This is a genomic window from Kitasatospora sp. NPDC089797 (genome assembly GCF_040684795.1).
Lineage (GTDB): Bacteria > Actinomycetota > Actinomycetes > Streptomycetales > Streptomycetaceae > Kitasatospora.
This window is the reverse complement of sequence record NZ_JBFBGS010000014.1, coordinates 86,036-111,375: the sequence shown is the minus strand read 5'-3', so window position 1 is coordinate 111,375 and position 25,340 is coordinate 86,036. Positions and strand designations below refer to the sequence as shown.

Here is a 25,340-nt window from a genome sequence, read left to right as displayed (position 1 = left end):
GTCACCCCGCGTACGGCGCGGTGCGCTGCGCGGGGGCGGGCCGTCGGGGGGCAACACCGACGAAGTCGGGGGGCAACACCGACGAAGGAGTCCCCGTGACCACTGCCCGAGACATCATGCACACCGGCGCCCAGTGCATCGGCGCCCACCAGACCCTGGACGAGGCCGCGCGGATGATGCGCGAGAAGAACGTGGGCGCGCTGCCGATCTGCGGCGACGACCAGAAGCTGCACGGCATCATCACCGACCGCGACATCGTGGTGCGCTGTCTCGCCGAGGGGAAGGACCCGGCCGTCATGACGGCCATCGAGCTGGCCGGACACCTGCACTGCGTGCGGGCCGACGACAGCATGGACGCGGTGCTCAAGAAGATGGAGCAGCACCAGATCCGGCGCATCCCGGTGATCGACGGCGAGCGGCTGGTCGGCATGATCAGCGAGGCCGACCTGGCGATGGGCCACCGCGAGGGCCACCGGCTGACGGACCAGCAGATCATCGAGTTCATGGACAGCGTCTACCTGAAGCGGTGACGCCGTCCGGCGCGTCGCCGTGCCCGGTCGCTGTGCTCCCCCGCCGGGGGCGGGCGCAGCGGCCGTCTCGATGGGTGGAATCCTCCTCTCGGCTGGCGAGACGGGGGCACAATGGCGGGTATGGGAAAGCAGTACGAAAGCATCGACGGCCGGCTGCGGCAGTTCATCGAACGCCAGCCCGTCTACTTCGTCGCGACCGCGCCGCTGGCCGCCGACGGACACGTCAACCTGTCGCCCAAGGGGCGCTCCGGCACCCTCGCGGTCATCGACGAACTCACCGTCGCCTACCTGGACTTCGGCGGCTCGCAGGCCGAGACCGTCGCCCACCTGCGGGAGAACGGCCGGATCACGCTGATGTGGTGCGCCTTCGACGGCCCGCCCACCGTGGTGCGGGTGCACGGTCGCGGCGAGCCGGTCTTCCGCGACGACCCGCGCTTCGCCGACCTGCTCGCCCGCTTCGAGCCCGGCGCGGACGGTTCCGGCCTGCGGGCGATCGTGCTGGTCCACGCCGAGCGGGTCAGCGACTCCTGCGGCTACGCCGTGCCGTTCATGGACTACCGCGCCGACCGCGACCTGCACGCCCAGTACTTCGACCGCAAGGACGAGCAGGAGTTCAACGCCTACTGCGAGCGCAAGCCGTACGTCGGCACCAGCATCGACGGCCTGCCCGCCGTCCCGCTGCCGCTCCCGGACCGGCCGGCCGGTCCGCGCTGACCGCGCGGGGGCGGGCGGGTCGCGCCGAACGGTGCGTCCGGTGCGGCCGGTTCAGCCGTCGACCCCCGAGGGGGAGGGGGTCGGCGCCGGCCGACCGGCCCGCGCTCCGGCGCCGGTCCGCTCCGCCCAGGCGGCCACCGGCGGGCCCGCCGCACCCAGGCCCGCGAAGAGCACGCCGAGCAGCAGCCAGCCCGGCTGCCCGAGCGCCAGCACCGCCCCGGTGAGCACCACCGGGGCGAGCGCCTGGCCCGCGTCGAAGCCGATCCCGAACAGGCCCTGGTACTGCCCCTGGGCGTGGTCGGGCGCCAGGCCGAAGCCGAGCGCGAAGCCCGCCGAGGACTCGTACACCTCCCCGACGCTGTGGACGACCACGGCGAGCACGGCCAGCGCCAGGGCGACCCAGCCGGGGACCTCGGCGGTCAGGGCCATCAGCGGACAGCTGAGGAGGAAGAGCAGCCCGGCGAGCCGGAAGGCGCGCCCGCCCTGCCGAGGGGTCTCCACCCGGGCGCCGAGCCTGCTCTGCAGCAGCACGCAGACGCCGCTGTTGACCGCGTAGACCGCCGCCACCGTCCAGCGCGGCGCCTCGGTGTGGGCGGTGAGCCAGACCGGCAGCAGCAGCGAGACGGTCTGGTACTGCAGGCCCATGGCGCTGTACAGCGCGACGAAGGAGACGTACGGCCGGTCGGCCAGCACGGACCACCGGCGGTGGCCCCGGGGCCGGGGCAGCGGGGCGTAGCGGGGCACGCCCAGCAGGGCGATGAGCCCGGCGCCGGCGAAGCTGGCGGCGTTGGCGAGGATCAGCCAGGTGTAGGCGGCCCGGGTGTCGACCTGGATCGCGACGGCCGCGCCGAGGGTGCCCACGACGACGCCGAGGTTGACGAAGGTGCGCAGCCTGGCCCGGAAGGCGGCCGGCTGCTCCCCGCCGACCCGGGCGATCAGCGCGCCCCCCGCGGCGCCGCCCGCGGTGGCGGCCAGCCGGTCCAGGGTGGCGACGAGCGTGAACGTGGCCCAGTCGTCGATGAGGACGAAGGCCGCCATCGCGGCGGTCTGCACGGCGAGAGCGGTCAGCCAGATCGTGCGCGGCCCGTAGCGGTCGGCCAGGTTGCCCGCCGGGAGGCCGGCCGCCAGGCCGCACAGCCCGGCGATCGTCAGGCCCGCCCCGACCTGGGTGGCGGGCAGGTGCACCACGAGCGTGAAGTACAGGACGGCCGCGGCGTTGAACAGGCCGTTGCCGACCCGGTTGACGAAACCGGCCGCGATCAGGGCCCGTTGCGGCCCGGCGGCGTCCGCCGCCGGTATCCGGTCGGCCCTCCCGGCGACCGGGGTCACCGGCCGTCCCGCCCGCCGAGGACCATCGGCTTCTCCGGGTCCGGGTGGGGCACGAGCCCGGCCTCGGGGTACACCCCGTGGCCGTCCACGGTGGACCGCAGCAGCCGCTTCAGCACGTCCTCGCGATGAGTGATCATGCTTCCGCATGCTAGGCCAGGCGGACCTCACCCGGCAGAAGTCGCCCGACGCGGCACCGGTGAACCCGGTTGCACCGGACGGGGGGTGGGGTCCGTCGCTTTTCAACGGGCTGCCATCATCACGGACATGACCGTCCGTCAGACAGAAACGGAAGCCGCCGCCATGCCGAGCCACCCCGTCGTCGAGCAGATCGAGCGCGCCGCCGCCACGACCGGAGTCCTGATCGCGGGCATCGGGGCGGAGCAGTGGGCGTTGCCCACCCCCTGCGCGGAGTGGGACGTCACCGCCCTGGTGAACCACCTGGTGGGCGGGATCAACCTGTACGTCGGCCAGTTGACCGGCACCGACCCGGGGAAGGCGCACGAGGACGACTGGCTCGGCGACGACCCGGTGGCCGCCTACCGCAGCGCGGCCGCGGCCGACCTGGCGGCCTGGCGCCGCCCGGGGGCGCTCGACCGTACCGTCACGATCGCGCTCGGTGAGCTGCCGGGGGAGTTCGCCGCCACCGTGCACCTGACCGAGCTGGCGGTGCACGGCGCGGACCTGGCGGTGGCGACCGGACAGCAGAACCTGCTGGACGCCGAACTGCTGGCGGGCCTGCTGGCCGCGATCCGGGAGCTGGGCGTCGATCCGTACCGGGTCCCCGGGGTGTTCGGCCCGGAGGCCCCGGTGGACGAGGAGGCCCCGGTGCACCTGCGGCTGCTGGCCCACCTGGGGCGGAAGGTCGGGGCCTGAGCGGTCCGAGGGGTGCGGTCCGGTGGTGGGCCGGCCGGGCCGCCCGCAGGTTGCGGGGGCACGACGGAGCCGCCGCACCCCTCGGGGGTGCGGCGGCTCGCGTACGTCTGCGGCGGGTGGGGCCTTACTTGCCCAGGCCGGCCTTGACGGAGCAGATCGGCCAGGCGCCGGGGCCCTGGGCGGCGAGGACCTTCTCGCCGATCGAGATCTGCTGGGCCTTGGTGGCCTGGTGGGCCTGGGGGGCGAAGGCGGTACCGCCGAAGGCGGCCCAGGTGCTGGAGGTGAACTGGAGGCCGCCGTAGAAGCCGTTGCCGGAGTTGACGGCCCAGTTGCCGGTGGCCTCGCACTGGGCGACCTTGTCCCAGACGGTGGCCGGGGCGGCGGAGGCGCTGGTGGCCGTGACGAGGCCGGCCACCGGCAGGGCGGTGACCGCCCCGGCCATCAGAGCCATCCGGACGCGGTTGCGGCGCTTCGGGGTGGCAGTGGCGGTGGCAGCGGTGGTCTCGTTACGGAAGGTCATGCGGTTCCTTTCGGAGGGGGTCTGCGAGCGTGCGGAACCAGGCCCTCGGAGGGCCGTCGGTTTCGGGAACGCGTCGCTCGCGTGGTCCGGCACCGTTCCTGCCCGGGGGCGGTGAGGCCCGGCCGGAGCGGAATCGCTCGGTGCAACGGGTTCGAAGGTACGGGGGTGGTCGTGGCGGTTTCAAGGAATCCCAGGTCTGTGCACGTCAGAGCCCTGTTACCGCAGGTAGCGATCACGAAAATAAGGTGATTTCGCCCGAATTACACCTATTTCCAAGATCAAACCACCTCGGGAAGTGGCCCCCGTCACCCGGGAGGCCGTGTGAGGCCGCGCACACCGTCGACAGCGCGTGACGGCCTCCCCCGCCCCGGGTGCCGGAACGGCCGCCCCGCGCGCCCGCCGGGGTGGCCCGCACCACAGCCGTCACCCGGAGTGCCCGCTGTGGCCGCTCCCGGTGGCGGGCATAGCCTTCCGCCCATGAGCAACGAGAGCGATGCGACGGACGCAGGGGCCGTCGACGACGCGGGTCGCCCGCCGGGCGGGGAGTACGGGGAGCCCGGGACGGCCGTCGCCCCGACCGGCTTCGAGCTGGGGACGGACGGGCCCAAGGTGGTGCTGGCCGGCCTGGACGGTTCCGACTCCTCCTGGCGTGCCACCGCCTACGCGGCCGGACTCGCCCGCCGACAGGGCGCCGTCCTGGCCGTGGCCTACGTCCAGCCGATACTCGGCGCCGCGACCGCCCTGGCCGGGGCCGCGGTGGAGGAGACCACCCAGGAGATCGCCGACGACCTGCTGGCCGCGCTGCGCGACGCCGAGGAACGGGTGCGCGCGGTCTGGCGGGTGCAGTGGCGGTTCCTCACCATGCGCGGCGACCCGTACACCGGCCTCGCCAAGCTCGCCGACGAGCTGCGCGCCGACGCCGTGGTGGTCGGCGTCTCCGAGCAGGCCGGGCACAAGGTGATCGGGTCGGTCGCGGTCCGGCTGGTCAAGGCGGGGCGCTGGCCGGTCACGGTCGTCCCGTAGCCGACCGGGGGGAAGGAGGGGGAGAGGAGAGGGGAGTCGGGCCCCCGCCGGGGGCCTGCGCCGGGGCCCGCCCGCCCGCAGGGCGGCGCCGGAGCGGCGGGTAGGGTGCGGGACCATGACGGAATCGCCGGGCGCGCACCCCGCCGAGCCGGCCCACCCGACCGGCAACGACCTCCACCTCGACCTGCCCGCCACCGGCGGCCGCCGCGCCGCGCTGATGGCGGCCCTGCGGGAGGCGATCCGCAGCGGCCGCCTGGCCCCCGGGACCAGGCTGCCGCCGTACCGGGCCCTCGCCGCCGACCTCGGCCTGGCCCGCAACACCGCTGCCGAGGCCTACACCGAACTCGTCGCCGAGGGCTGGCTCACCGCCCGGCAGGGCTCCGGCACCACCGTCGCCGAGCGCGCCGCCCCGGCCCCGTCCGCCCGGGCCCGCCGCCCCGCACCCCGCCCCGGGCCGGTCCACGACCTGCGCCAGGGCCGCCCCGACGCCGCCTCCTTCCCCCGCACCGCCTGGCTGGCCGCCGGCCGCCGGGCCCTCACCGCCGCCCCCAACGAGGCCTTCGGGCCCGGCGATCCGCAGGGCCGGCGCGAGCTGCGCGCGGCCCTCGCCGAGTACCTCGCGCGTGCGCGGGGGGTGCGCACCGACCCGGACCGGATCGTGGTCTGCTCCGGCTTCGCCCACGCGCTGCGGCTGCTCTTCGACGGCGCCGCGCCCGGGCTGGTGCCCGCCGAGCGCGGGCCGCTGGCCGTGGAGGCCTACGGGCTGGGCTTCCACCGCGGCCTGCTGGCCGCCGCCGGGGTCGGGACCGTGCCGTTGCCGGTCGACGAACAGGGCGCGCGGGTCGAGGAGTTGGCGCGGCACCCGGAGGTCCGTACGGTCCTGCTCACGCCCGCCCACCAGTTCCCGACCGGCGGCCCGCTGCACGCCGGGCGCCGCGCCGCCGTGGTCGACTGGGCGCGCGGGCACGGCGGGCTCGTCCTGGAGGACGACTACGACGGGGAGTTCCGCTACGACCGGCAGCCGGTCGGCGCCGTCCAGGGCCTCGACCCCGACCGGGTCCTCTACCTCGGCAGCGTCAGCAAGAGCCTGACCCCGGCGCTGCGGCTCGGCTGGATGGTGCTGCCGGACCACCTGGTCGACCGGGTGCTGGCGACCAAGGGCGAACGCGAGGGCTGGGTCAGCGCGTTGGACCAGCTGACCCTCGCCGAGTTCATCGACTCCGGCGGCTACGACCGGCACGTGCGCCGGATGCGCCGCCGCTACCGGGACCGCCGGGACCAGCTGGTGGCCGCGCTCGCCGAGCACGCCCCGCACATCGGGGTGTCCGGCATCGCGGCCGGCCTGCACGCGGTGCTGCGGCTCGCCCCCGGGACCGAACGGTCCGTGCTCAAGGCCGCCGCCTACCGGGGCCTGGCCGTCGACGGCCTCGCCGACTACCGCCACCCGGCGGCCGCCCCGGAGACGGTGCCCGCCGTCGACGGCCTGGTGGTCGGCTACGCCACGCCGCCGGACCACGCCTACCCGTCGGCGGTCCGGGCGCTGTGCGACATCCTGCCGCCGCCGGTCTGAGCCGGGCGGGGACGCCGCCTCGCGGGCGGCCCGGCCCGCGCCGCCCGGTGGTGCGCGGCGAAGCATAGGGCACCGGAGGTTTCGCCGGGTGCGGAACGCGATCGGTCGGTCACCGGCGTCCGCTCGCCGCTCGTGCGTCGGTACGGCTTCGGGCCGTGCCCGGTAACCCCCCGGCGCCGCCGACCCCTACGCTCCATGGTCATGCGCAGAACACATCTGAGCCGTGCCGCGCTCGCCGTGTGCCCGGCCCTCGCCGCAGGCCTGTTGCTCTCCGCGGCGCCCGCCCGGGCCGACGGTCAGCTGCCCCTGACGGTGGTCTCGGACCGCCAGACGACCGGCCGGGGCGGTGAGTTCACGCTGACCCTGACGCTCAGCAACCCGTACGACACCCCGATCCAGTTCGTCTACCAGAGCGTTCAGCAGACGTACGACACCAGCCTGGTGAAGGGGCTGAAGTTCAGCGCCACGGCCTGCGGCACCCAGACCAACGGCTGCAGCGACAACGTGCACGGCGGCATCGCCCGCTACAACGTCCCCCTGGAGCCGGGGACCAGCAGCACCTTCACGGTCACCTACACCGTGGCCGCCGACTCCGCCTGCGGCCCGGGCGTCCGGATCGACTTCTACTCGTACCTGTACTACGAGTACAAGAGCGGTCTGGCCAACAACTCCGGCATCCTCGCCGTCCCCGGCACCCAGGTGACCTGCTGACCCGTTGAGCCCCGCCCGCGGCGCGGCCCCGACCGCCGCCGCCCCCATGCACCCGTCAGGTGCCGGCCACCCCCGTACCGGCACCTGACGGGCTTTCCGCGTCTGTCCGCGTCTCTCCGCGCCGGGCGGCAGGACCGGCCGGATGTCCGCCCGGACGCCGAACCACCCCGAACGACCCGGAACGACCCTGCTCACCCCGCCGGCCGCCCCGGTCCGCCGATGGCCTACGCGTCGTACGCCGCCCTGCGGGACCGGACGGGCGCGAAGGGCGCTGCCCGGGTGGGCGCGCTGCTGCGGCCCGCCCCGGAGCTGGGCCCGGACGTCGCCGAGGGTGCTCCGCCCGCTGCGGGTGCGCCGGGCGCTGTCCGCCCCGTCGTACCCGGACGACGAGCCGGCGGAGCTCCTCCCGGGCGACTTCCTCGCCGCGACCGCGGTCCCGGACCTCTGCGGCGACCACCTCGGGACCCCGGCGGTCCGGCCGCTCGGCCGGTGCGGCCGCCACCACACCACCCGGCCGTCCCGACCGGGCGCGGCACGGCCCGGAGGCCGCCTGAACGGTGCGCCGGGTTGACGCGCCGGGGCGGTCCGGGAGGGCGCCGGGGACACGCCGGGGCGGGGGTCGGAAGGCCGTCGGGGGCCGGGGCCGCGAGCGCGAACGGATGTTCCGGTGAAGGATGGGGCGCGCGGGGGCAGATGGGGGGAGATTCACCCTATCGGGGGGTAGTCGCCCGCCGTACGGCTCTGGTCGGGCCCTGGTGATCTAGGGTTCCGGATGGGCCGCCGGGCGATGGCGGTCGCGCTCTCGAAACTCGCCAACTTCCCCACCAGTTCGCGGATCTGACGGATCCGTAGCGGCTCGCGCCCAGGGCGGAGCGGTACGGCCCTGCCCGCGTGATCCGACCACACGAATGGAGACCCTGCCGATGCCCGTGGACACGAGCCCGGAGACACAGCAGGACCGGCAGCAGAGCCTTGCGACGGCAGCTGCCCGCAACCTTGCCACCACCACCAAGTCCGCCCCGCAGATGCAGGAGATCACCTCCCGCTGGCTGCTCAAGGTGCTTCCGTGGGTCGAGGCCCACGGTGGTGCGTACCGGGTGAACCGACGGCTCACCTACACCGTCGGCAACGGCGTCGTGGAGTTCATCAAGACCGGCTCCCAGGTCCGCGTCATCCCGCAGGAGCTCGGCGAGCTGGCCCTGCTGCGCGGCTACGAGGACGAGGAGGTGCTGACCGCCCTCGCCGACCGCTGCCAGCAGCGCGACTTCGGCCCCGGCGAGGTGCTCACCACCACGGGCGAGGCGGCCGACCGGATCTTCCTGATCGCCCACGGCAAGATCAACAAGATCGGCACCGGCAAGTACGGCGACGAGACCGTGGTCGGGGTCGCCGGTGACGGCGACCGTTTCGGCGACGACTCGCTGCTGAACCCGGACGCCGTCTGGGAGTACACCGCGAAGACCGCCACCTCCGGCGTCGCGCTCACCCTGAGCCGGGACGACTTCGCCCGCATCCGGGAGAACGCCCCCAGCCTCCAGGCGCACCTGGAGGAGTTCCTGACCCTGCCGCTGCAGGCGCAGAACGAGCGCGGCGAGGCCGAGATCGCCATGTCGGCCGGCCACCACGGCGAGTACGAGCTCCCCGGCGCCTTCGTGGACTACGAGCTCAAGCCGCGTGAGTACGAGCTGAGCGTCGCGCAGACCATCCTCAAGGTCCACACCCGTGTCGCGGACCTGTACAACCAGCCGATGAACCAGATCGAGCACCAGCTCCGGCTGACCATCGAGGCCCTGCGCGAGCGCCAGGAGCACGAGATGATCAACAACCCGGAGTTCGGGCTGCTCAACAACGCCGACTTCGACCAGCGGATCCAGACCCACTCCGGCCCGCCCACCCCGGACGACCTGGACGAGCTGCTCAACCGCCGCCGTGACCCCGACTACCTGCTGGCCCACCCCAAGGCGATCGCCGCGATGGGCCGCGAGTTCAACGCCCGGGGCATCTACCCGCAGCACGTCGACCTCGGCGGGCAGCAGGTGCCGGCGTGGCGCGGCGTGCCGATCCTGCCGTGCAGCAAGATCCCGATCACCAAGGAGAACACCAGCTCGGTCCTGGTGATCCGTACCGGTGAGGACAACCAGGGCGTCATCGGCCTGCACCAGACCGGGCTGCCGGACGAGTACCAGCCCTCGCTCTCGGTCCGGTTCATGGGGATCGACGAGAAGGCGATCATCTCCTACCTGGTCAGCGCCTACTACTCCTGCGCGATCCTGGTGCCGGACGCGGTCGGTGTGCTGGAGAACGTCGAGATCGCGCACCGCCGCCACTGAGCCCGCGGCGCGCGGCCATCGAGCCGCGGAACAACGCGCGCAGGCCGTAACCGGGCGGCGCGAAGATCGTTTCACCTGATGACGGACGGCCCGCCCCCGCAGGTGGGCCGTCCGCCTGATCACGTCCGTCCGCACGCGGTCGTACCCGATCGGTTCCGATCCGGGTCCGGCCGTTGTTGCCCGTTCCCGTCGACGGATCAGCCCGAGTCCCTTCCGTCCCCCCAGGCGACCCGAGAGGTGTGTGGAGCCCATGCCGCAGCGCCGGCAGTTCCGACGGATACCGCAGCACGACGGCGGGGCCGCGGCCCCCGGTCGGCGGGCGCGGCTGATCGGCGCGGCGGTCGGCGTGGTGGCGATGTGCGCCCTCGTCAGCGGTGCCGCCGCCGGGGCGGAGGGCTCCGGCGGACACTCCCACGGCACGGCCGTCGACACCTGCGTCTGCACCGACACGGACGTGTCGACGACGGTCGGACCGGGCGGCAGCGTGGACGTCGGCGTGGACGTGGACGTGCAGGTCGGCGTCACCGTCGCCCCCGACGTCGGCCGCCATCACGGGCCCAGGCCCCCGCACGGGCACCACCACCCGTGCCACCACGGGGCCGCGGCGGTGCCGCCGTCGGCGCCCTCGCCCGGGGCCACCGCCGGACTCCGGTCCGAGCCGGGGCGGCCGGACGACGAGTACGACGGGGGCGGTGACCACGGCGACCACGACGGGCACCATCACCACCACCACCATCACCATCACCATCGTCACCACCACCACCCGCATCCCTGCCCGAGTCCCACCCCGAGTCCCACCCCGACGCCGACGCCCACCCTGAGCCCCACGCCGACGCCGAGCCCGACGCCCACGCACACCGCGAGCCCGACGCCCACCCCGACGCCGACTCCCACGCCGACACCGACGCACACCCCGAGCCCGACGCCGACCCCCACCCCGAGCCCCACACCGACCCCGACGCCGTCCCCGACCACGGCACCCCCCAGCCCGACCCCGGTGCCCACCCCCACCCCGCCGCCGTCACCTCCGGCGCAGACGCCCGCGCCTCCGCCGCCGCCCGCCCCGGCCCCGGCTCCCGCGCCCGCCGCCCCGGCCCCCGCGCCGGCGGCCCCGCCGCCCGCCGCCCCCGCCCCGCAGGCCCTGCCGCCCGCCGTGGTGCCGGCCCCGGCCCCGGCGGTGCCCGCACCGTCCGCCCCCGCCGTGGTGGCGCCCAGCCCGGTGCTGCCGAGTCCGGTGCTGCCGAGCCCGGCCCGTCCGAGCCCGCTGTGGCCGACGCCCGCGCCCCACCCGGTGTTCAAGGCCCACGCGAGCAAGCCGGCGCCCGTCGCGCCGCACCACCACGGTGCCTCGACCACCACCACGATGCTGCTGATCTTCGTCCCCGCCGTGCTGGCGGCGGCCGCGCTGCGCCCGGGTCGTGGCGGCCGGGGCCGCGGTCGCTCCGGGTCCTGAGCGCACCCGGTCCGGTGGGCCGGTACGTCCTGACGATCCCCGGGCCCGGCCCTCCGGCCGGGTCGCGGGCTACCCCTGTCACGTCACAAGCCAAGCCAGAGAAGGGAGTTCCCATGTCCGAGTGGGGGATGTTGGTCATCGCCATGGCGGCGGCCTGTGCCGTTGTGATGGCGGTGGTGGTCCTGCGGCGCCGGGCGGGCGTCGAGGAGAACGTCGACGAGACGCCCGACGTCATCGAGTACATCACGATGATGATCGGTGTGGTCTACGCGATCGTCCTCGGCCTCGCCATCGCGGGTGTCTGGGAGGCGCGCGGCGCCGCCCAGGACGACCTGTTCCGCGAGGCGCAGTCGCTGCGGGAGGTGAGCGACCGGGCGGTGATCTACCCGGCCGAGTTCCGCGACCAGCTCCGGGCCGACATCGACGCCTACGTCACGTACGTGGTGAACGTCGAGTGGGACTACATGGGCAAGAACGGTGAGATCACCGAGAAGGGCACCCAGCTGCTGGACAAGATCCAGAACGAGGTGGTCAGCCGGGCGCCCGCCTCCGACCTGGAGTCGCAGGCCTACCAGCCGATGACGGACCGGGTCAGCCAGGCCTCGGACGCCCGCAACCAGCGCGGCCAGAACGCCGGGCCGACCATGCCGGGCGTGGTCTGGTTCGGGCTGATCGGCGGGGCGGTGGTCACCGTCGGCATGCTGTTCGCGCTCCAGATCAGGCGCACACCGAGGGAGTTGATCCTGGCGGCCTGCTTCAGCGTGCTGATCGCCTTCCTGCTGTTCATGATCTGGGACTTCGACGATCCGTTCGCCCGGAGCGTCTCGGTCACCACCCAGCCGTTCACCGATCTCTTCCCCTCGCTCAACCTGAAGAGCTGAGCCGGGCCGAGCGGCCGCTGCGGCTGCGCCGGTGGTCCCGTCCCGGACGGGACCACCGGCGCAGTTGTGTGACGAACCGTCAGCGCAGGCTGCTGTCCATCGAGTTGAGCATGGTGCCGGCGGCGTCGTCGTTCTCCAGGGAGAAGGCGAACAGGCCGCCGAGGCCCTTGCCCTTGGCGTAGGCCCCGCGGGCCTGGACGGCCTGCGGGGTGTCGCCGGTCCAGAAGTTGGTCCCGTCGTAGACCCAGCTGCTCTCCGTCACCGGGTCCCAGTGGGTCTGCGCGGCCGTCGGGTTGAGCTCCTTCCAGGCGGCCAGACCGGCCTCCTGGCTGAGCGGCTTGGCGGCCGTCGGGCCGGTCGCGCTCTGGTACAGGCCGTAGTTCGAGCCGGCCGGGACGCCCGTCCAGCCCCGCCAGTAGAACGGGATGCCGAGCACGATCTTGTTCGCCGGGAAGCCGCCGGGGATGCCGTACTCGGGCAGGCCGGTGGTGTACGCGGCGAGCGTGGTGTCCACGTTGTACTTCCGGGTGCCGGGCGTGATCGGCGTGGTCGGGTCGGCCGGGCTGTCGTGCAGCGGGTCCTGGTGGTTGGTCGGGCCCTTGGCGTCCCAGGAGCCGTGCATGTCGTAGGACATCACGTCGGCGTAGTCCAGGTAGGAGCCGATCTTGTCGGTCTCCAGCTGGGCGATCTTGTCCTGGCCGCTGGGCAGCGCGGCGCTCAGCAGGTAGCGCTTGCCCTGGGCGGCGCCGAGCGCGTCCAGCTGGGTGCGGAACTCCTTGAGCAGCAGGGTGTAGTTCTGCTTGTCGGCGGGGGAGTAGTGGTTGCCGGCGTGGCCGCCGGCCGAGCCCGGGTACTCCCAGTCGATGTCGACGCCGTCGAAGATGCCGGCCGCCGAGGCCTGGCCGCCGGAGGCGTCACCGGCGACGCCGGTCGGCAGGTTCCCCTTGAGGAACATGTCGATGCAGGAGGAGACGAAGGTCTTCCGGGAGGCGTCGGTGGCGGCGGCGTCGGAGAAGTACTTGGAGTACGTCCAGCCGCCGATCGAGATGGTGAAGCGCAGGTTCGGGTACTTGGCCTTGAGCTGGCGCAGCTGGTTGAAGTTGCCCTTGAGCGGCTGGTCCCAGCCGTCGGTGCTGCCGTCCACGCTGTTCGAGGAGGTGTAGCCGTCCTGGTAGTCGGCGTAGGCGTCGCCCGCGCCGTCGCCGGCGTTGGGGTCGGAGTCGTTGGTCGAGTCCGAGGCCTTCACCGCCTGGAAGCAGGTGAACCTGCTGGGGTCGATGTTGGCGAACGCGTAGTGGACGACGTCCAGCTTGTTCGCGGCGCCGCTGGTGTCCACGTTCTTCGGGTAGTAGGCGTTCTCGTAGATGCCCCACTGGTCGAAGTAGGCCGCGCGGACGGGCTGTTGGGCGGGGGCGGCCGCGGTGGTGGTGCTCACCGGGGCGGACTGGGCGGAGGCGTGGCCGCCGGAGTAGCCCTGGACGCTGAAGGTGTAGCCCCGGCCGGGCAGCAGCGAGCTGACCGCGACCGAGGTGCCCATCGAGGTGGCGACCAGCTGGCCGTTGGACCACACCTTGTAGGCGACCGGGCCGTCACCGTTGTTCAGGGTCGAGGGCTGCCAGTTGAGCACGACGGCGCCGGCGGTGACCTTGCTGATCGTCACGCCGGTCGGGGTGCTGACCTGTCCGTCCCCGGCCGGGCCGCTCGCGGTGGCGGTCGCGGTCGGGCTGCCGCTGGGCGAGCCGCTGGGGCTGCCGGTCGGGCTCGTGCTGCCACTGGGCGAGCCGGTGGGCGAGCCGGTGGCGGTGGGGCTGGTGGACGCCGTCGGGCTGGTGGACGCGGTGGGGCTGCCGGAGGCCGTCGGGGAGCCGCTCGCGGTCGGGCTGGTCGAGGAGGTCGGCCCGCCCGGACCGGTCAGGCTGAGGTCGTCCGCGTAGTAGGTGCCGGTGCCGTACCAGCCGTGGGTGAACACCGTGACGGAGGTGGTGCCGGCGCCGGTGGTGAAGGTGCTGCTCAGCTGGTTCCAGCCGGTCCCGCCGGGGGTCCAGCTGGAGGCGTTGACGCCCGTCCCGGTGGCGCCCAGGTAGACGTAGCTGCCCTGGACCCAGCCGGCCAGGGTGTAGGTGGTGTTCGGCTGGACGGCGACGGTCTGCTGGCACTGGGCGGTGTCGGAGGCCGAGGCGGCGCCGCTCAGCGCGTAACTCCCGCCGTGCACCGGAGTGGTGACGACCGAGCCGTTGGAGCAGCTCCAGCCGGCCAGGGTGCCGGTCTCGAAGTCGCCGTTGGCCAGCAGGTTGACCGGGGAGGCGGAGGCGGAGCCGAAGGTGAGGGCGAGGGCGGCGCCGCTGGTGGTCAGCGTGGCGGCCAGGGCCAGTGCGGTGGCCCGTCGGTGCCGGGCGGCCCGACGGGCGGCGGGCCCCTCGGCGGGCTGCTCGGGCCGTGCGGGCAGGACGCGGTCGTGCATGCGGGATGTCCTCCGGATGTGTGGGGGTTCCGGCGGTGCGTGGCCCGGACGGGCCGTGGGGAGCCGGCCCGGGCGCGGTGGGGGCGCGCGGGCGGGTGACGGGTGCTGACGGAGCCGTGCGCGGCCGCGACCGGACACCTGGTCCGGTCGGGTCACGACTGAACAGATTGGACTGGACCAATATTCGCCGTCAAGGGTGCCGGTCCCCGCTGTCCACCCCCTGGACCACCCCGGCCCGGGAACGGCGGTGGACCGGTAGGTTGACCAGGACGGAACAGGCCGCCGGACGGAGGAGCGCATGGACAGTCAGGGCTGGGACGACCGCTACGCCGCGAGTGAACTGGTGTGGGGTGCCGCGCCCAACCGCTGGGTCGTCCACGAACTCACCGGCCGCGCCCCCGGCCACGCCCTCGACCTCGCCGCCGGCGAGGGCCGCAACGCCATCTGGCTGGCCGCCCAGGGCTGGGAGGTCACCGGCCTGGACTTCTCCGCCGTCGCCCTGGAACGCGCCGAACTCCGCACCGCCGAACTGCCCGACGAGGTCGCCGACCGCCTCACCTGGCGACACGGTGACGCCCGTACCCTGGAAGCCCCGGCCGGCGGCTACGACCTGGTCCTGGTCGCCTACCTCCAACTCCCCGCCCAGGACCGCCGGACCGTCCTGCGCCGCGCCGCCGGCGCACTCGCCCCCGGCGGCACCCTGCTGGTCGTCGGGCACGACCTCGGCAACCTCACCGACGGCGTCGGCGGCCCGCAGGACCCGGCCGTGCTCTTCACTCCCGACGACGTCCTCGCCGACCTGGCCGACCTCGGCCTGCGCACCGTCCGGGCCGAACGCGTCCACCGCGAGGTCGGCGAGGAGCCGGGCCACCGGAACGCCCGGACGGGCGTCGCCGTCGACGCGCTGGTCCGGCTGGAGCGGGGTGCCGAGTGACGGCCCGACCCACCCGACGCCTGCTGCTCACCGGGATGCTGGCCGCCCCGCTGGCACTCACCGGCTGCTCCTCGGGCAAGAAGGACAAGGCCGACAAGAAGGGACCGGTCGCCCGGGCGAGCGACCCGGGCGGCGCGGCCTTCGTGATGATCATCCGGCACGGGGAGAAGCCCGACGGCAGTCAGCCCGGCCTGGACGAGAACGGCAAGCACGACGGCAAGTCCCTCACCCAGCGCGGCTGGGACCGGGCCAAGGCGCTGCCCACCCTGTTCGCCCCGCCCGCCGCCGGGCTGCGCACCCCCAGCCGGATCTACGCCGCCACCGACCAGGGCCCGTTGGCCGGGGCGCACCGGATGCGGCAGACCGTCACCCCGCTGGCTGCCCGGCTCGGGCTGACCGTGGACACCACGTACGCGGAGTCGCAGGAGTCCGAACTGGCCGGCGCCGCCCTGGCCGGGACCCAGCCGGTGCTGATCTGCTGGGAGCACTCCCGGATCCCGCGGATCGTCGAGGCGCTCGGCGCCGCCGGGAGCGGGGCGCCGAGCAGTTGGCCCGACCGCTTCGACCTGGTCTGGGTGTTCTCCCGGCCGGCCGGCGGCGCCTGGAGCTTCCAGGAGGTGCGCCAGCACCTGCTGGAGGGCGACGCCTGATCCGGCCGCGGCCGGACCGGGCCGGGGCGCGGAGGCGGGCCTCAGCCCGCGGTGACGGTCACCACCGAGTACTGGACGACGGTCAGCGGCACGCTGACCGTCCCGCCGGTGACGGTGTACGGGACGGCCTGCGGTGCCGGGTCGGTGGCGTCCGGGCTGGCGACCGTCACCGCGCCGACGGTCGCCCCGGCCGGGAGGGCGTAGGACAGCGTGCAGTCGGCGGGCGTGGTGCCGAACTCCGCCGGGGTGTCGCCGAAGTTGGTGAAGTTCACCAGGTGGACGACGGTGTCGCCGCCGAGCTGCCGGGCGTCCAGGAAGATCCGGTGGTCGCCCGCGAGGGTGACCGCCGGAGGCGCCGACTGCCGGACGGCGGCCAGCAGTCGGTCGGCCGAGGCCTGGTCGGTGTTGCTCAGGTAGCTGAGCCCCGGCAGCGCCTGGACGTACCAACAGGTGCCGCTGCCGTAGGAGTTCCGCCGGCTCGCGGGCAGCGGGTCGGCCGATCGCAGGCCGAGGACGTCGGACAGGGCGAACTCGGCGCGCCGACCGCCGAGTTCGTCCAGCGCGGTGGGGGCGGGACCGGTGATGACGACCGTCCCGCCGCCGGCCACGAAGCCGCGCAGCACGGCCGCCTCGGCGTCCGAGACCGCCTGGAGGTTGGGCAGCAGCAGCACGGCGAAGCGGCTCAGGTCGGCGGCGCTCAGCCCGGGGCTGGGCACGGTGTCGAACGGCACGTGGGCGTACACCAGCGCCTTCACGGTGCCCCGGAACTCGCCGAGCCAGGGCAGCGCGGTACAGCTCATCTGCGGGTCGTCGCCGCCCCACCAGTCGTTGATCCCGGCCGGGGCCGTGGCGTTGGCGTACATCCCGTTGCCCTCGCCGGGGGCGACGTAGTCCCGGGACGCGGCGGAGTGGTAGACGCCGACCCGGGCGGCCGGGAGGGGGTCGTAGAGCTTCTGCTGGTTGACCTGGACGAAGCGGAACATCCGGGTGCGCATCGCCGCGTCCGCGGTGTCGTTCTTGAACGGGGTCTTGACCTCGTACGGGTTGCACCCGGCCGCGATCAGCTGGGACATCACCAGCGAGGCGTCGTCGGCCTGCCAGCCGTAGCCGAACGCCCAGGCGGGCTTGGCGCCGCTGGCGGCGCGGGCGTACTTGTACATCGAGATCAGGCAGGTCCAGTCGGTGGCGGTGGCGTGCCGCATGCCGTCGTAGTTGCCGAGGATGTCCACCTCCCAGACCTGGGAGACCGCGCCCCCGGCCGTCCGCAGGTAGCCGCCGTCCAGGCCGATGCTGGTGGCGTAGCGGTAGTCCATCGAGACCGTCTCGACGAAGGTGACCAGGTCGGGGTTGACGGAGCGCCCGGCGGCGGCGATGTCGAGCTGGAAGTCCAGCAGGTTGTGGTGGCGCCACTCGACGTAGCGGCGGAACACCGGGTCGGTCCAGTCGGCGGCGGTCGGCAGCGCCAGGCCGGTGTCGGCCTTGAAGGCGGCCGCGCCCCAGCTGGAGGCGTCGCACCAGGTGAGCACGCCGTCGAAGTAGATCGGCACGTCCGGCCAGATGCCGTCCACGCCGGTCGCGGCCACGCCCTTGATCCGGTTGAGGTAGTAGTCCCGCCAGGGCGAGTTCGGGCTGAGCCAGACGCTCTCGTCGCCCGGGTCGACCCAGACCACCACGCTGCCGTAGAACACGTTGGGCTTTCCGGAGAGGTCGCGCTGGACCCAGCTGCCGCCGTGGTCGTTCTTGTAGAAGGAGCGGCCCTTCTCGCCGCCGGGGGAGATCAGTTCGAGCGACGGGTAGTACATGACGACCTTGAGGCCGGCCGCGTGGGCCAGGCCGGTGAAGGTCTTCACGTCGGCCATGTGGGCGGCGAACTCGGCGTCGGTGAGCCAGTTGGAGAGCAGGGTGTCGAGTTCGATGACGCTGACGTTCTGCGCCTTGAGGGCGTCGATGTAGCCCTGCATGTCGGCGGGTTCGTTGAAGGTGCCGTCGGCGATCCGGGCGTAGCGGGCCCAGTCCGGCCAGGCCTGCGCGGTGAGCGGGCCGCGGGGGTTCCCGGCGGTCAGGGTCGGGGCCGGTGCGGTGGACGGCCCGGTCGTGTCCGGGGCGGCCCAGGCCCGGCCGTCGGGGAGCAGCCGGCCGGCGGCGAGCGCGCCGCCCGCGGCGAGGCCGGCCCGGAGCAGCCGGCGGCGGCCGAGGCGGGCGGTGGTGGCGGCGGTGGCGGGCGGTGTTCCGTCGTGCTGTTCGGGCATGGTGGTCCCCCAGCGTGGGTCGGAGCGGCTCCGAGGCGACCCTAGACGCTGCGCCGTCGGTCCGTTCGGCCCCCGATCGCGGCTACGACAGACGGGCGACCGGGGAATCCCGCAGTGTGCGGAGCACCGCCGGAGGTGCGGACCGGGCGAGTGCCGGGTAGGGGTTCACCGATCCGCTGTCCGATGATCACAGGATTCTCCGCATGCGATAGGTTCGCAGGACGGACGGCGGCAGGAACGAGGAGAGCGCAATGACCGTTTCGCTGGCCAAGGGGCAGAAGATCAGCCTGGAGAAGCCCGGTGGTGGGCAGTTGAGCCTGGTCCGGATGGGCCTGGGCTGGCGGGCCGCGCAGCGCAAGGGCTTCCTGGCCAAGCTGCTGTCCGCCGGGCAGGAGATCGACCTGGACGCCTCGGCGGTGCTCTTCAGCCGGGGCAAGGCGCTCGACGTGGTCTTCTTCCAGCACCTCACCAGCAAGGACGGCTCGGTCCGGCACAGCGGGGACAACCTGGTCGGCGGCGCGGGCGACGCGACCGACGACGAGTCGATCACGGTCGACCTGACCAGGGTGAGCCCGGAGGTCGACCAGATCCTGTTCACGGTCAACTCCTTCACCGGGCAGACCTTCCAGGAGGTCGAGGCCGCCTTCTGCCGGCTGGTGGACGAGACCACCGGGGTCGAGCTGGCCCGCTACACGCTCACCGGCGGCGGCCCGTACACCGCCCAGATCATGGCCAAGGTGCAGCGCACGCCGGGCGGTTGGCAGATGACGGCGATCGGCCAGCCGGCCGGTGGGCGCACCTTCCAGGACTTGATGCCGGAGCTGGTCAAGCACCTCTGACGGCAGCGGCACCGGCCCCGGACCCGGGGCTGGGGTAGGCGGGCGGCGGGCAGTTCGCCGCCCGCCGGGTGCTACCCGATGTCCCGGCGCCGGAACCCGGCCAGGGCCAGCGCGATCAGCGCCGCCGCGACCAGGGTGAGCACCCCGAGCGGCGTCCAGTCCATCCGGACCGCCGGCAACCGGGGCACCTGGCCGAACGGGGAGAGCCGGTCCAGGGCTTCGGGGAGCTTCAGCAGCGGCCCCAGGTACCCGAGCACGAACGCGTACGCGGGCACCAGCCAGGCCAGCGGCAGCGCCCGGGGCAGCCAGCCGTAGACGGCCGCGGCGAAACCGACCGTGACCCAGAGCGCGGGCGCGAACGCCAGTGCCGCCCCGGCCAGCCGCGGGAACACGCCCGCGTCACCGGTGGACAGCGCCCCGGCCAGGCCGAAGCCCACGCCCGCCGCCAGCATCACGGCGGTGGAGCCCAGCAGCGCGGCCACCAGGTGCGCGCCCAGCCAGCCGGACCGGGACACCCCGGTGGCCAGTACCGGCTCGGCCCGCCCGGCGCTCTCCTCGGCCTGCGGGCGCAGCGTCGCCAGCACCGCGTAGACGCCGCCGACCACCGCCACGACCAGCATGGTCAGCGCGGCGAAGGAGTCGGCGAGGGTGTGGCCGCCGAGCCGGGCCAGCGCCTCCTTGATCTGGTCGACGTCCTTGAGCATCGAGTCGGCGTCGCCCAGCAGGGAGCCGTACATCGCGCCGAGCAGCAGCAGGGCGACGGCGAAACCGCCGAGCAGGCCGCGGTGCAGCCGCAGCGCCAGGCCGAGCGGGGTGCCCAGGGCCGGACTCCCGACGGCCGGACCGGGGCGGGCGGCGCGCAGCCCGGCGCCGAAGTCGCGCCTGGTGCTCAGCGCGAACCCGGCCGCGGCGGTCCCGGCGGCCAGCGCCAGGGCGGGCAGCAGCGGCCACCAGCGGTCGCCGGCGAAGGGGTAGCTGCGCTGCAGCCAGCCGATCGGCGAGGCCCAGGAGAGCCCCGACCCGGCCGCGTCCCCGGCGGCGCGCAGCGCGTAGGCGGCGCCGAGCACGGCTCCGGCCAGCCCGGAGGCCGTCCGGGTGTGGGCGGTGATCTGGACGGTGACGGCGGCCACCGCGCCGAACAGCAGTCCGCCGACGGCCGTCGCGGCACCGTAGAGCAGGGCGCCGCCGGCGCCCAGACCGGGGATGCGCAGGACGGGCAGGCCGACGGCGAGCAGCAGGCCGAGCGCGAGGTCGGCCACCGCGGCGGCGCCCAGGGCGGCGGCGAGCTGGGCGTGCCGGCCGACGGCGGCCGAGCGGACCAGTTCGGCCCGGCCGCTCTCCTCCTCGGCGCGGGTGTGCCGGGTGACGGTCAGCACGCTCATCAGGCCGGCCAGCACGACCAGCAGGCCGAGCAGCCGGTGGCCGAGCATCGCGCCCCAGGTGTAGTCGGCCAGGTAGTGCGCCGGGCCGGTCATGGCGAGCACCGCCGGGCTGCCCGAGCCGCGCGCGATCGAGGCGCGGTCGGCGGCGGTCGGGTAGACGGTGTGGACGCTGTTGGCGGTGGCCAGGGTGAGCAGCGCGAGGCCGTACACCCAGACCGCCAGCCGGACCCGGTCGCGGCGCAGTGCGAAGCGCAGCAGGGTGGCGGTGCCGGCCAGGGCGGCCCGCTCGCCGGTGCGGCCCGGCGCGACGGGCCGGGCGGTGGGGGCGGTGGTGGCGGTCATGAGACGGCCTCGGTCTCCACGCGGTGCCCGTTGGCGGCCAGCTCGTCGCCGTAGTGGCGCAGCATCAGCTCCTCCAGCGTGGGCGGGTGGCTGACCAGGCTGCGCAGTCCGGCCTCGCTGAGCTTGCGCACCGCGGCGTCGAGCCGGGCGCCGTCCACGGCGAAACGGACCCGTCGGCCGTCGGTCCGCAGGCCGTGCACGCCGGTCAGCGCGTCCAGCCCGGCGACCGGGCGCTCGGTCTCCGCCTCGACGGTGGTGCGGGTGAGGTGGCGCAGCTCGCCGAGGGTGCCGCTCTGCACCACCCGGCCCTGCCGGATGATGCTGACCCGGTCGCCCAACTTCTCCACCTCGTCCAGGATGTGGCTGGAGAGCAGGACGGTGCGGCCCTCTTCCTTGACCTGGCGGACGACGTCCTGGAACACCACCTCCATCAGCGGGTCCAGACCGGAGGTCGGCTCGTCCAGCAGCAGGAGCTCGGCGTCGGAGGCGAGGGCGGCGACGATGGCGACCTTCTGCCGGTTGCCCTTGGAGTAGCTGCGGCCCTTCTTGGTCGGGTCGAGGTCGAAGCGCTCGAGCAGTTCGTCGCGGCGCCGCCGGTCGAGCCGGCCGCGCAGCCGGGAGAGCAGGTCGATGGCCTGGCCGCCGGTGAGGTTGGGCCACAGTTCGACGTCCCCGGGGACGTAGGCGAGCCGGCGGTGCAGCTCGACGGCGTCCTGCCACGGGTCCTTGCCGAGCATCCGGGCACTGCCGCCGTCCGCGCGCAGCAGGCCGAGGAGGACCCTGAGGGTGGTGGACTTCCCGGCTCCGTTGGGGCCGAGGAAGCCGTGCACCTCGCCGGTCTCGACGGTGAGGTCGAGGCCGTCCAGCGCGGTGGTCCGGCCGAAGGTCTTGCGCAGACCGGACAGGATGATGGCCTTGGTCATGCTTCTGAAGCTACCGTAGTTTCAGAAAAACGTGAAGATTGGGAAGGCGTTAAAGTTCGATCGAGGGATGATCATCGGGAAAGGGGCGAATGGTGGAGCAGACGCCGGAGAAGGCGCCGCGGAGGGCGTCGAAGGGGGCGCCGGAGAAGCAGCCCGGTGGCAGGGCCTCCGACAGGGCTGCCGACCGGGCCTCCAAGGGGGCCTCCGGCCGGGCTGACGCCCGGGCCGCGGACGAGGCCGCCGACCGGGCTCCGGAGCAGGCGCCGTGGCACGGGCGCGAGCGGGCCGTGTCGGACTTCGTCGAGCGGTTCGCGGCCGAGCTGGTGGTCGCGGGCATGGGCCGGATGCCGGCGCGGATCTTCTCCTGTCTGATGGCCGAGGAGAGCGGGGTGCTGACCTCCGCCGAACTCTCCGAACGGCTGCAGATCAGCCCGGCCGCCGTCTCCGGCGGGATGCGCTACCTGATCCAGGTCGGGCTGGTCGCCAAGGAGCGCGAGCCCGGTTCGCGGCGCGACCGCTACCGGGTGCTCAACGACGTCTGGTTCGAGTCGCTGACCAGGCGCGACGAGATACTGCTGCGCTGGATCCGGGTGCTGAGCGAGGGTCAGACGGCCGTCGGCGTCGGCACGGTGGCGGCCGAACGGCTGGCGGAGAGCGCGGCCTTCTTCGAGTTCATGATCGGCGAGCTGCACGGGATGCTCGGCCGCTGGCGCGAGCACCGGGCGGCGACGCTGGGGTAGGCCCGGCCCGGCGGGGAGCCGCCCCGGGGAGCGCGAACGGCGGTGGGACGACCCGAGGGCCGTCCCACCGCCGTTCGCGGTGTTGTCCGGTACCGGCTACTTCTTGACGGTCGCCGAGGGGGAGGGCGACAGCGAGGCGCTGGGCGTGCCGGCCGGCGCGTCGGCCGTGGCGGAAGGGGTCCCGCTCGGGGTGGGCGTGGGGCAGCCGGGGTCCGTCGGGGTGGCGGACGGGCTGCCGCCGGGCGTGCCGGACGCCGTGGCCGTCGGGCTGGCGGAGGGCGAGGGCGAACCCGAGGGCGACGCGGTGCCACCGGGGGTCGCGGTCGCCGTCGGGCTCGGGCAGGACGTCGGCGTGCCGGTCGGGGTGCCGGACGGCGTACCGGTGGGGGTCGCCGTCGGGGACGGGCTGCCGGTGGGCGTGCCGGTCGGAGTGCCGGACGGCGTGGCGGTCGGGCTGGCGGAGGGTGACGGCGAACCGGTGGGCGTCGGCGTCGGGCTGGGCGTGTCCGTCGGCTGCGCGCTCGGGGTCGGCGTCGGGGTCGGCGTCACCGCCGGCTCGGTCGGCTGGACGCCCGGCGTCGGGCCGGTGCCCGTGCCGCCGTTGCCGGTCGGCGTGCCGCCCGCGCCGCCGTTGCCGGACGGCCGGAGGAACGGCGAGGGCGAGGTGACCGGCAGGGTCGGGACGCCGGGGCGGTCCGCGACGGTGGCCACCTGGCCGCTGCCGTAGTGCGCCATCCAGTTGCGGACCGTGCGCAGGTACTCGGTGGAGTGGTTGTAGCTGAGGACGGCCTGGTCCAGCTGGGACGGGTTGGAGAGGTCCCGGCCGCCCGCGCAGAGGTAGCGCCCGGCGGTCTCGGCGGCGTCGAAGATGTTGTTCGGGTCGGCCGAGCCCTTGCCGGTGGCGTCCACGCCCCAGGCGGCCCAGGTCGACGGGATGAACTGCATCGGGCCGACCGCGCGGTCCCAGCGCGAGTCGCCGTCGTAGCGGCCGCCGTCGGTGTCGGGGATCGCGGCGAAGCCCTGGGAGCCGTCCAGCACCGGGCCGAGGATCGGGGTGAGGGTCTTTCCGGAGGCGTCCACCTGCCCGCCGTTGGCCTGGCCGGACTCCACCTGGCCGATCGCCGCCAGCAGTTGCCAGGGCAGGTGGCAGCCCGGCGAGCGCTGTGCGAGCGAGGTCTCGGCCTGGCGGTAGGCGGCGTAGACGGTGGCGGGCAGCGAGGCGCCGGTGGCGGCGAAGGGGCCCGCCGGGGGCAGGCCGGCCTGGGTGCCGGGCGGCTGGGGCAGCGGGACGGTGCCGCCGCCGTCGGCCGCACCGGTGGGGAGGCCGGTCGGGGCGGAGGAGACGCCGGCGGCCTGCGCGGCGGCGTCCTGCACCGGTCCGGCGTCGGCGGCCGCGACCTGGGCGAGCCCGAGGCCCGGCACCTGGGAGCCGGTCAGCGCGGCCAGCGCGGCGAGGGTCGCCGCCGTCCCCGTGACCCGCTTGCCTATTCGGACCTTCCGCCCGCCCTTGGCACTGCCGAACCCCGCCGCCATCTGCTGCCCCTCCCCGTCGCCGTCCGGACCTACCCCGAACGGTTGAGCCTTCGTCATCGTGCCCGCCCGCTGTCGGGCCCTCTTACCAGGACCCGGACGGTGGCCGCCACCGTGACGATTAGTATCACGACGATCTGACAGGGACAGGGTGGACGGAAGGCGGCCCGGAGCCTCCCGAGGGGCAAACGCAGCACTTCAGCAGGGGTGTCGGCGCCCGGGGCGGAGCCCGCTCCGTCGGCCCCGGGCCCGCTCAGGATTCCATGAGAATCCCGATCTCCCCTCCTGCGGCCGGGAGTTGGCCGGGAGCCCAACACCAGGTGTCCGGGCGCCCCCGGCGGTCGGACGGGCGGTTCGAAGCGCGGGGGTGGTGCGTGGGCGTCGTTTCGGGCTCCCCGGCGGCGCCGGGGCCCACCCTCCTGACCTGCCCGGATGCCGGTCGCCGGGGCGGCCCTCCCTAGCAGGGCGGGCGTGACGACGCCAGGGGGCGTCCTCAACTCCGCCCTGGACGGATGACGTTCAGGTGAAAGTGAGCATGCCAGGAAGGCCGGTCCGGCATGCTGTGCCGCGTGACCATGTGGATGGAGGCCGACACCGTGAGCGCCAACCTGCCGGAGACCGTCGCCGAGGGGGCGGTGGTCCTGCCGGCACCCCCTCGGGTGGTGGACGACCTGGCCCGTGACCTGACCCAGGCCGCCGCCGCCGTCCGGGCGGTGTCGCGCACCGGTCGCACCTCCGGCGGGGACGTCGCGGTCGCCGCGTACACCGCCGTGGTCTGCACCGGGCGTTCGGCCGCCGGCGCCCTGGAGGAGGCGGCCGCCTGGTGCCGGCAGGCCCCCGCGGCCGAGGTGCACTCGCTCGCCTGGGCGCGCGTGCCGGGCCACCGGGACGACGTCTTCGAGTACCGCGTCACGATGGCCGTCAGCTTCCCCGACCACGAGACCGGGGAGCACCTCGGAGACACCCATCACTCCTGTCACTGAGGTCGTATCATCACCTGCATGAGTGATCGGGGCACGAACCAGACGACCGGCGAGGGCCCGGAGGGCACGTCCGAGACGACATCCAACGAGCCGACGGGGAGCGCCGGTTCGGCCCTCGGCGGGACCGCCGACGACGGCCCCCACGAGCTGTCCCGGGCCGCCGCCGTCGGCGCCACCGTGCTGTCGATCGCCTGCGGCGCCGTGGTGCTGCTGGCCGTGTTCCACTGGCTCGGCTGGGCCGTTCCGGGCGTCGGCTGGCTCGTCGCCAAGGCCGGGATCAAGCTGGCCGTCGGCGGGTTCGCCGGGCTGGCCGTCGCCGCCGCCTGGCTGCGCGCCCGGTTCGGCGCGCAGCACCGGAGCTGACCGGCGAAGG

23 protein-coding genes are annotated in these 25,340 nt (G+C 74.4%); 15 read left to right on the top strand and 8 right to left on the bottom strand.

Annotation, left to right across the window (positions count from 1 at the left end):
- Nucleotides 1-95: 95 nt before the first annotated feature.
- On the top strand, nt 96-530 hold the full coding sequence (locus AB0O91_RS13520; protein WP_363431457.1) for a CBS domain-containing protein: 435 nt from the start codon (nt 96-98) through the stop codon (nt 528-530).
- Between the two features lie 120 nt (nt 531-650).
- Nucleotides 651-1,244 carry a pyridoxamine 5'-phosphate oxidase family protein gene (locus AB0O91_RS13515; protein ID WP_363431454.1) on the top strand — a complete coding sequence of 198 codons (594 nt, stop codon included), beginning with the start codon at nt 651-653 and terminating at the stop codon, nt 1,242-1,244.
- A 51-nt stretch (nt 1,245-1,295) separates the two neighbouring features.
- On the opposite strand, the gene AB0O91_RS13510 is transcribed toward AB0O91_RS13515, so the two are convergent.
- Together AB0O91_RS13510 and AB0O91_RS13505 are read right to left on the bottom strand one after the other, a co-directional pair.
- Nucleotides 1,296-2,573 carry an MFS transporter gene (locus AB0O91_RS13510; protein ID WP_363431451.1) on the bottom strand — a complete coding sequence of 426 codons (1,278 nt, stop codon included), beginning with the start codon at nt 2,571-2,573 and terminating at the stop codon, nt 1,296-1,298.
- Nucleotides 2,570-2,710, bottom strand: a complete 141-nt coding sequence (locus AB0O91_RS13505; protein ID WP_363431448.1) for a hypothetical protein — start codon at nt 2,708-2,710, stop codon at nt 2,570-2,572. The genes AB0O91_RS13510 and AB0O91_RS13505 overlap by 4 nt, the downstream gene beginning before the upstream one ends.
- Nucleotides 2,711-2,837: 127 nt before the next feature.
- Here AB0O91_RS13505 and AB0O91_RS13500 point away from each other — a divergent pair, with 127 nt between their 5' ends.
- A complete protein-coding gene (locus AB0O91_RS13500; protein ID WP_363431446.1) occupies nt 2,838-3,446 on the top strand; it encodes a TIGR03086 family metal-binding protein in 609 nt (202 codons plus the stop codon).
- A 124-nt stretch (nt 3,447-3,570) separates the two neighbouring features.
- Here AB0O91_RS13500 and AB0O91_RS13495 read toward each other — a convergent pair whose 3' ends face one another.
- Nucleotides 3,571-3,966 (bottom strand): transglycosylase family protein, encoded by a 396-nt coding sequence (locus tag AB0O91_RS13495; protein ID WP_363431443.1) that lies wholly within the window; start codon nt 3,964-3,966, stop codon nt 3,571-3,573.
- 477 nt (nt 3,967-4,443) lie between these two features.
- Between AB0O91_RS13495 and AB0O91_RS13490 the strand changes: the two genes are divergently transcribed.
- From AB0O91_RS13490 to AB0O91_RS13465, 6 genes are all read left to right on the top strand, one after another.
- On the top strand, nt 4,444-4,989 hold the full coding sequence (locus AB0O91_RS13490) for a universal stress protein (protein WP_363431440.1): 546 nt from the start codon (nt 4,444-4,446) through the stop codon (nt 4,987-4,989).
- 115 nt (nt 4,990-5,104) lie between these two features.
- Nucleotides 5,105-6,559, top strand: coding sequence for a PLP-dependent aminotransferase family protein (locus AB0O91_RS13485; RefSeq protein ID WP_363431437.1), 1,455 nt, complete (start codon nt 5,105-5,107; stop codon nt 6,557-6,559).
- 201 nt (nt 6,560-6,760) lie between these two features.
- The gene (locus tag AB0O91_RS13480) at nt 6,761-7,270 is read left to right on the top strand and encodes a hypothetical protein (RefSeq protein WP_363431435.1); all 510 of its coding nucleotides are present in this window, start codon (nt 6,761-6,763) and stop codon (nt 7,268-7,270) included.
- A 923-nt stretch (nt 7,271-8,193) separates the two neighbouring features.
- Entirely contained in the window at nt 8,194-9,600 is a 1,407-nt protein-coding gene (locus AB0O91_RS13475) for a family 2B encapsulin nanocompartment shell protein (protein ID WP_363431432.1), read from the top strand.
- A gap of 250 nt (nt 9,601-9,850) precedes the next feature.
- Nucleotides 9,851-11,053, top strand: coding sequence for a hypothetical protein (locus tag AB0O91_RS13470; RefSeq protein ID WP_363431429.1), 1,203 nt, complete (start codon nt 9,851-9,853; stop codon nt 11,051-11,053).
- A gap of 113 nt (nt 11,054-11,166) precedes the next feature.
- Nucleotides 11,167-11,934 carry a hypothetical protein gene (locus AB0O91_RS13465; protein ID WP_363431427.1) on the top strand — a complete coding sequence of 256 codons (768 nt, stop codon included), beginning with the start codon at nt 11,167-11,169 and terminating at the stop codon, nt 11,932-11,934.
- 79 nt (nt 11,935-12,013) lie between these two features.
- Here the strand turns inward: AB0O91_RS13465 and AB0O91_RS13460 are convergent, their stop codons facing one another.
- The gene (locus tag AB0O91_RS13460; protein WP_363431424.1) at nt 12,014-14,395 is read right to left on the bottom strand and encodes a glycosyl hydrolase family 18 protein; all 2,382 of its coding nucleotides are present in this window, start codon (nt 14,393-14,395) and stop codon (nt 12,014-12,016) included.
- Between the two features lie 298 nt (nt 14,396-14,693).
- Between AB0O91_RS13460 and AB0O91_RS13455 the strand changes: the two genes are divergently transcribed.
- Entirely contained in the window at nt 14,694-15,329 is a 636-nt protein-coding gene (locus AB0O91_RS13455) for a class I SAM-dependent methyltransferase (protein WP_363431421.1), read from the top strand.
- The gene (locus AB0O91_RS13450; RefSeq protein ID WP_363431418.1) at nt 15,326-15,979 is read left to right on the top strand and encodes a hypothetical protein; all 654 of its coding nucleotides are present in this window, start codon (nt 15,326-15,328) and stop codon (nt 15,977-15,979) included. Before AB0O91_RS13455 ends, AB0O91_RS13450 begins: the two co-directional genes overlap by 4 nt.
- A gap of 41 nt (nt 15,980-16,020) precedes the next feature.
- On the opposite strand, the gene AB0O91_RS13445 is transcribed toward AB0O91_RS13450, so the two are convergent.
- Nucleotides 16,021-18,228: a hypothetical protein gene (locus tag AB0O91_RS13445; RefSeq protein WP_363431416.1), complete on the bottom strand. Its 2,208-nt coding sequence runs from the start codon at nt 18,226-18,228 to the stop codon at nt 16,021-16,023.
- 251 nt (nt 18,229-18,479) lie between these two features.
- Here AB0O91_RS13445 and AB0O91_RS13440 point away from each other — a divergent pair, with 251 nt between their 5' ends.
- Nucleotides 18,480-19,067 (top strand): TerD family protein, encoded by a 588-nt coding sequence (locus tag AB0O91_RS13440; protein WP_363431413.1) that lies wholly within the window; start codon nt 18,480-18,482, stop codon nt 19,065-19,067.
- Nucleotides 19,068-19,138: 71 nt separating this feature from the next.
- On the opposite strand, the gene AB0O91_RS13435 is transcribed toward AB0O91_RS13440, so the two are convergent.
- A complete protein-coding gene (locus AB0O91_RS13435; protein ID WP_363431410.1) occupies nt 19,139-20,791 on the bottom strand; it encodes an ABC transporter permease in 1,653 nt (550 codons plus the stop codon).
- Nucleotides 20,788-21,714, bottom strand: coding sequence for an ABC transporter ATP-binding protein (locus AB0O91_RS13430; RefSeq protein WP_363431407.1), 927 nt, complete (start codon nt 21,712-21,714; stop codon nt 20,788-20,790). Before AB0O91_RS13430 ends, AB0O91_RS13435 begins: the two co-directional genes overlap by 4 nt.
- A gap of 89 nt (nt 21,715-21,803) precedes the next feature.
- On the opposite strand from AB0O91_RS13430, the gene AB0O91_RS13425 reads away from it, so the two are divergent.
- Nucleotides 21,804-22,454: a MarR family transcriptional regulator gene (locus AB0O91_RS13425; RefSeq protein WP_363431404.1), complete on the top strand. Its 651-nt coding sequence runs from the start codon at nt 21,804-21,806 to the stop codon at nt 22,452-22,454.
- Nucleotides 22,455-22,550: 96 nt separating this feature from the next.
- On the opposite strand, the gene AB0O91_RS13420 is transcribed toward AB0O91_RS13425, so the two are convergent.
- Complete coding sequence (locus AB0O91_RS13420; RefSeq protein WP_363431401.1) at nt 22,551-23,987, bottom strand: hypothetical protein; 1,437 nt, start codon at nt 23,985-23,987, stop codon at nt 22,551-22,553.
- Between the two features lie 566 nt (nt 23,988-24,553).
- Between AB0O91_RS13420 and AB0O91_RS13415 the strand changes: the two genes are divergently transcribed.
- Both AB0O91_RS13415 and AB0O91_RS13410 read left to right on the top strand, forming a co-directional pair.
- Complete coding sequence (locus AB0O91_RS13415) at nt 24,554-24,967, top strand: hypothetical protein (protein ID WP_363431398.1); 414 nt, start codon at nt 24,554-24,556, stop codon at nt 24,965-24,967.
- 18 nt (nt 24,968-24,985) lie between these two features.
- Nucleotides 24,986-25,330 (top strand): hypothetical protein, encoded by a 345-nt coding sequence (locus tag AB0O91_RS13410; RefSeq protein ID WP_363431395.1) that lies wholly within the window; start codon nt 24,986-24,988, stop codon nt 25,328-25,330.
- The last annotated feature ends 10 nt before the right edge of the window (nt 25,331-25,340 follow it).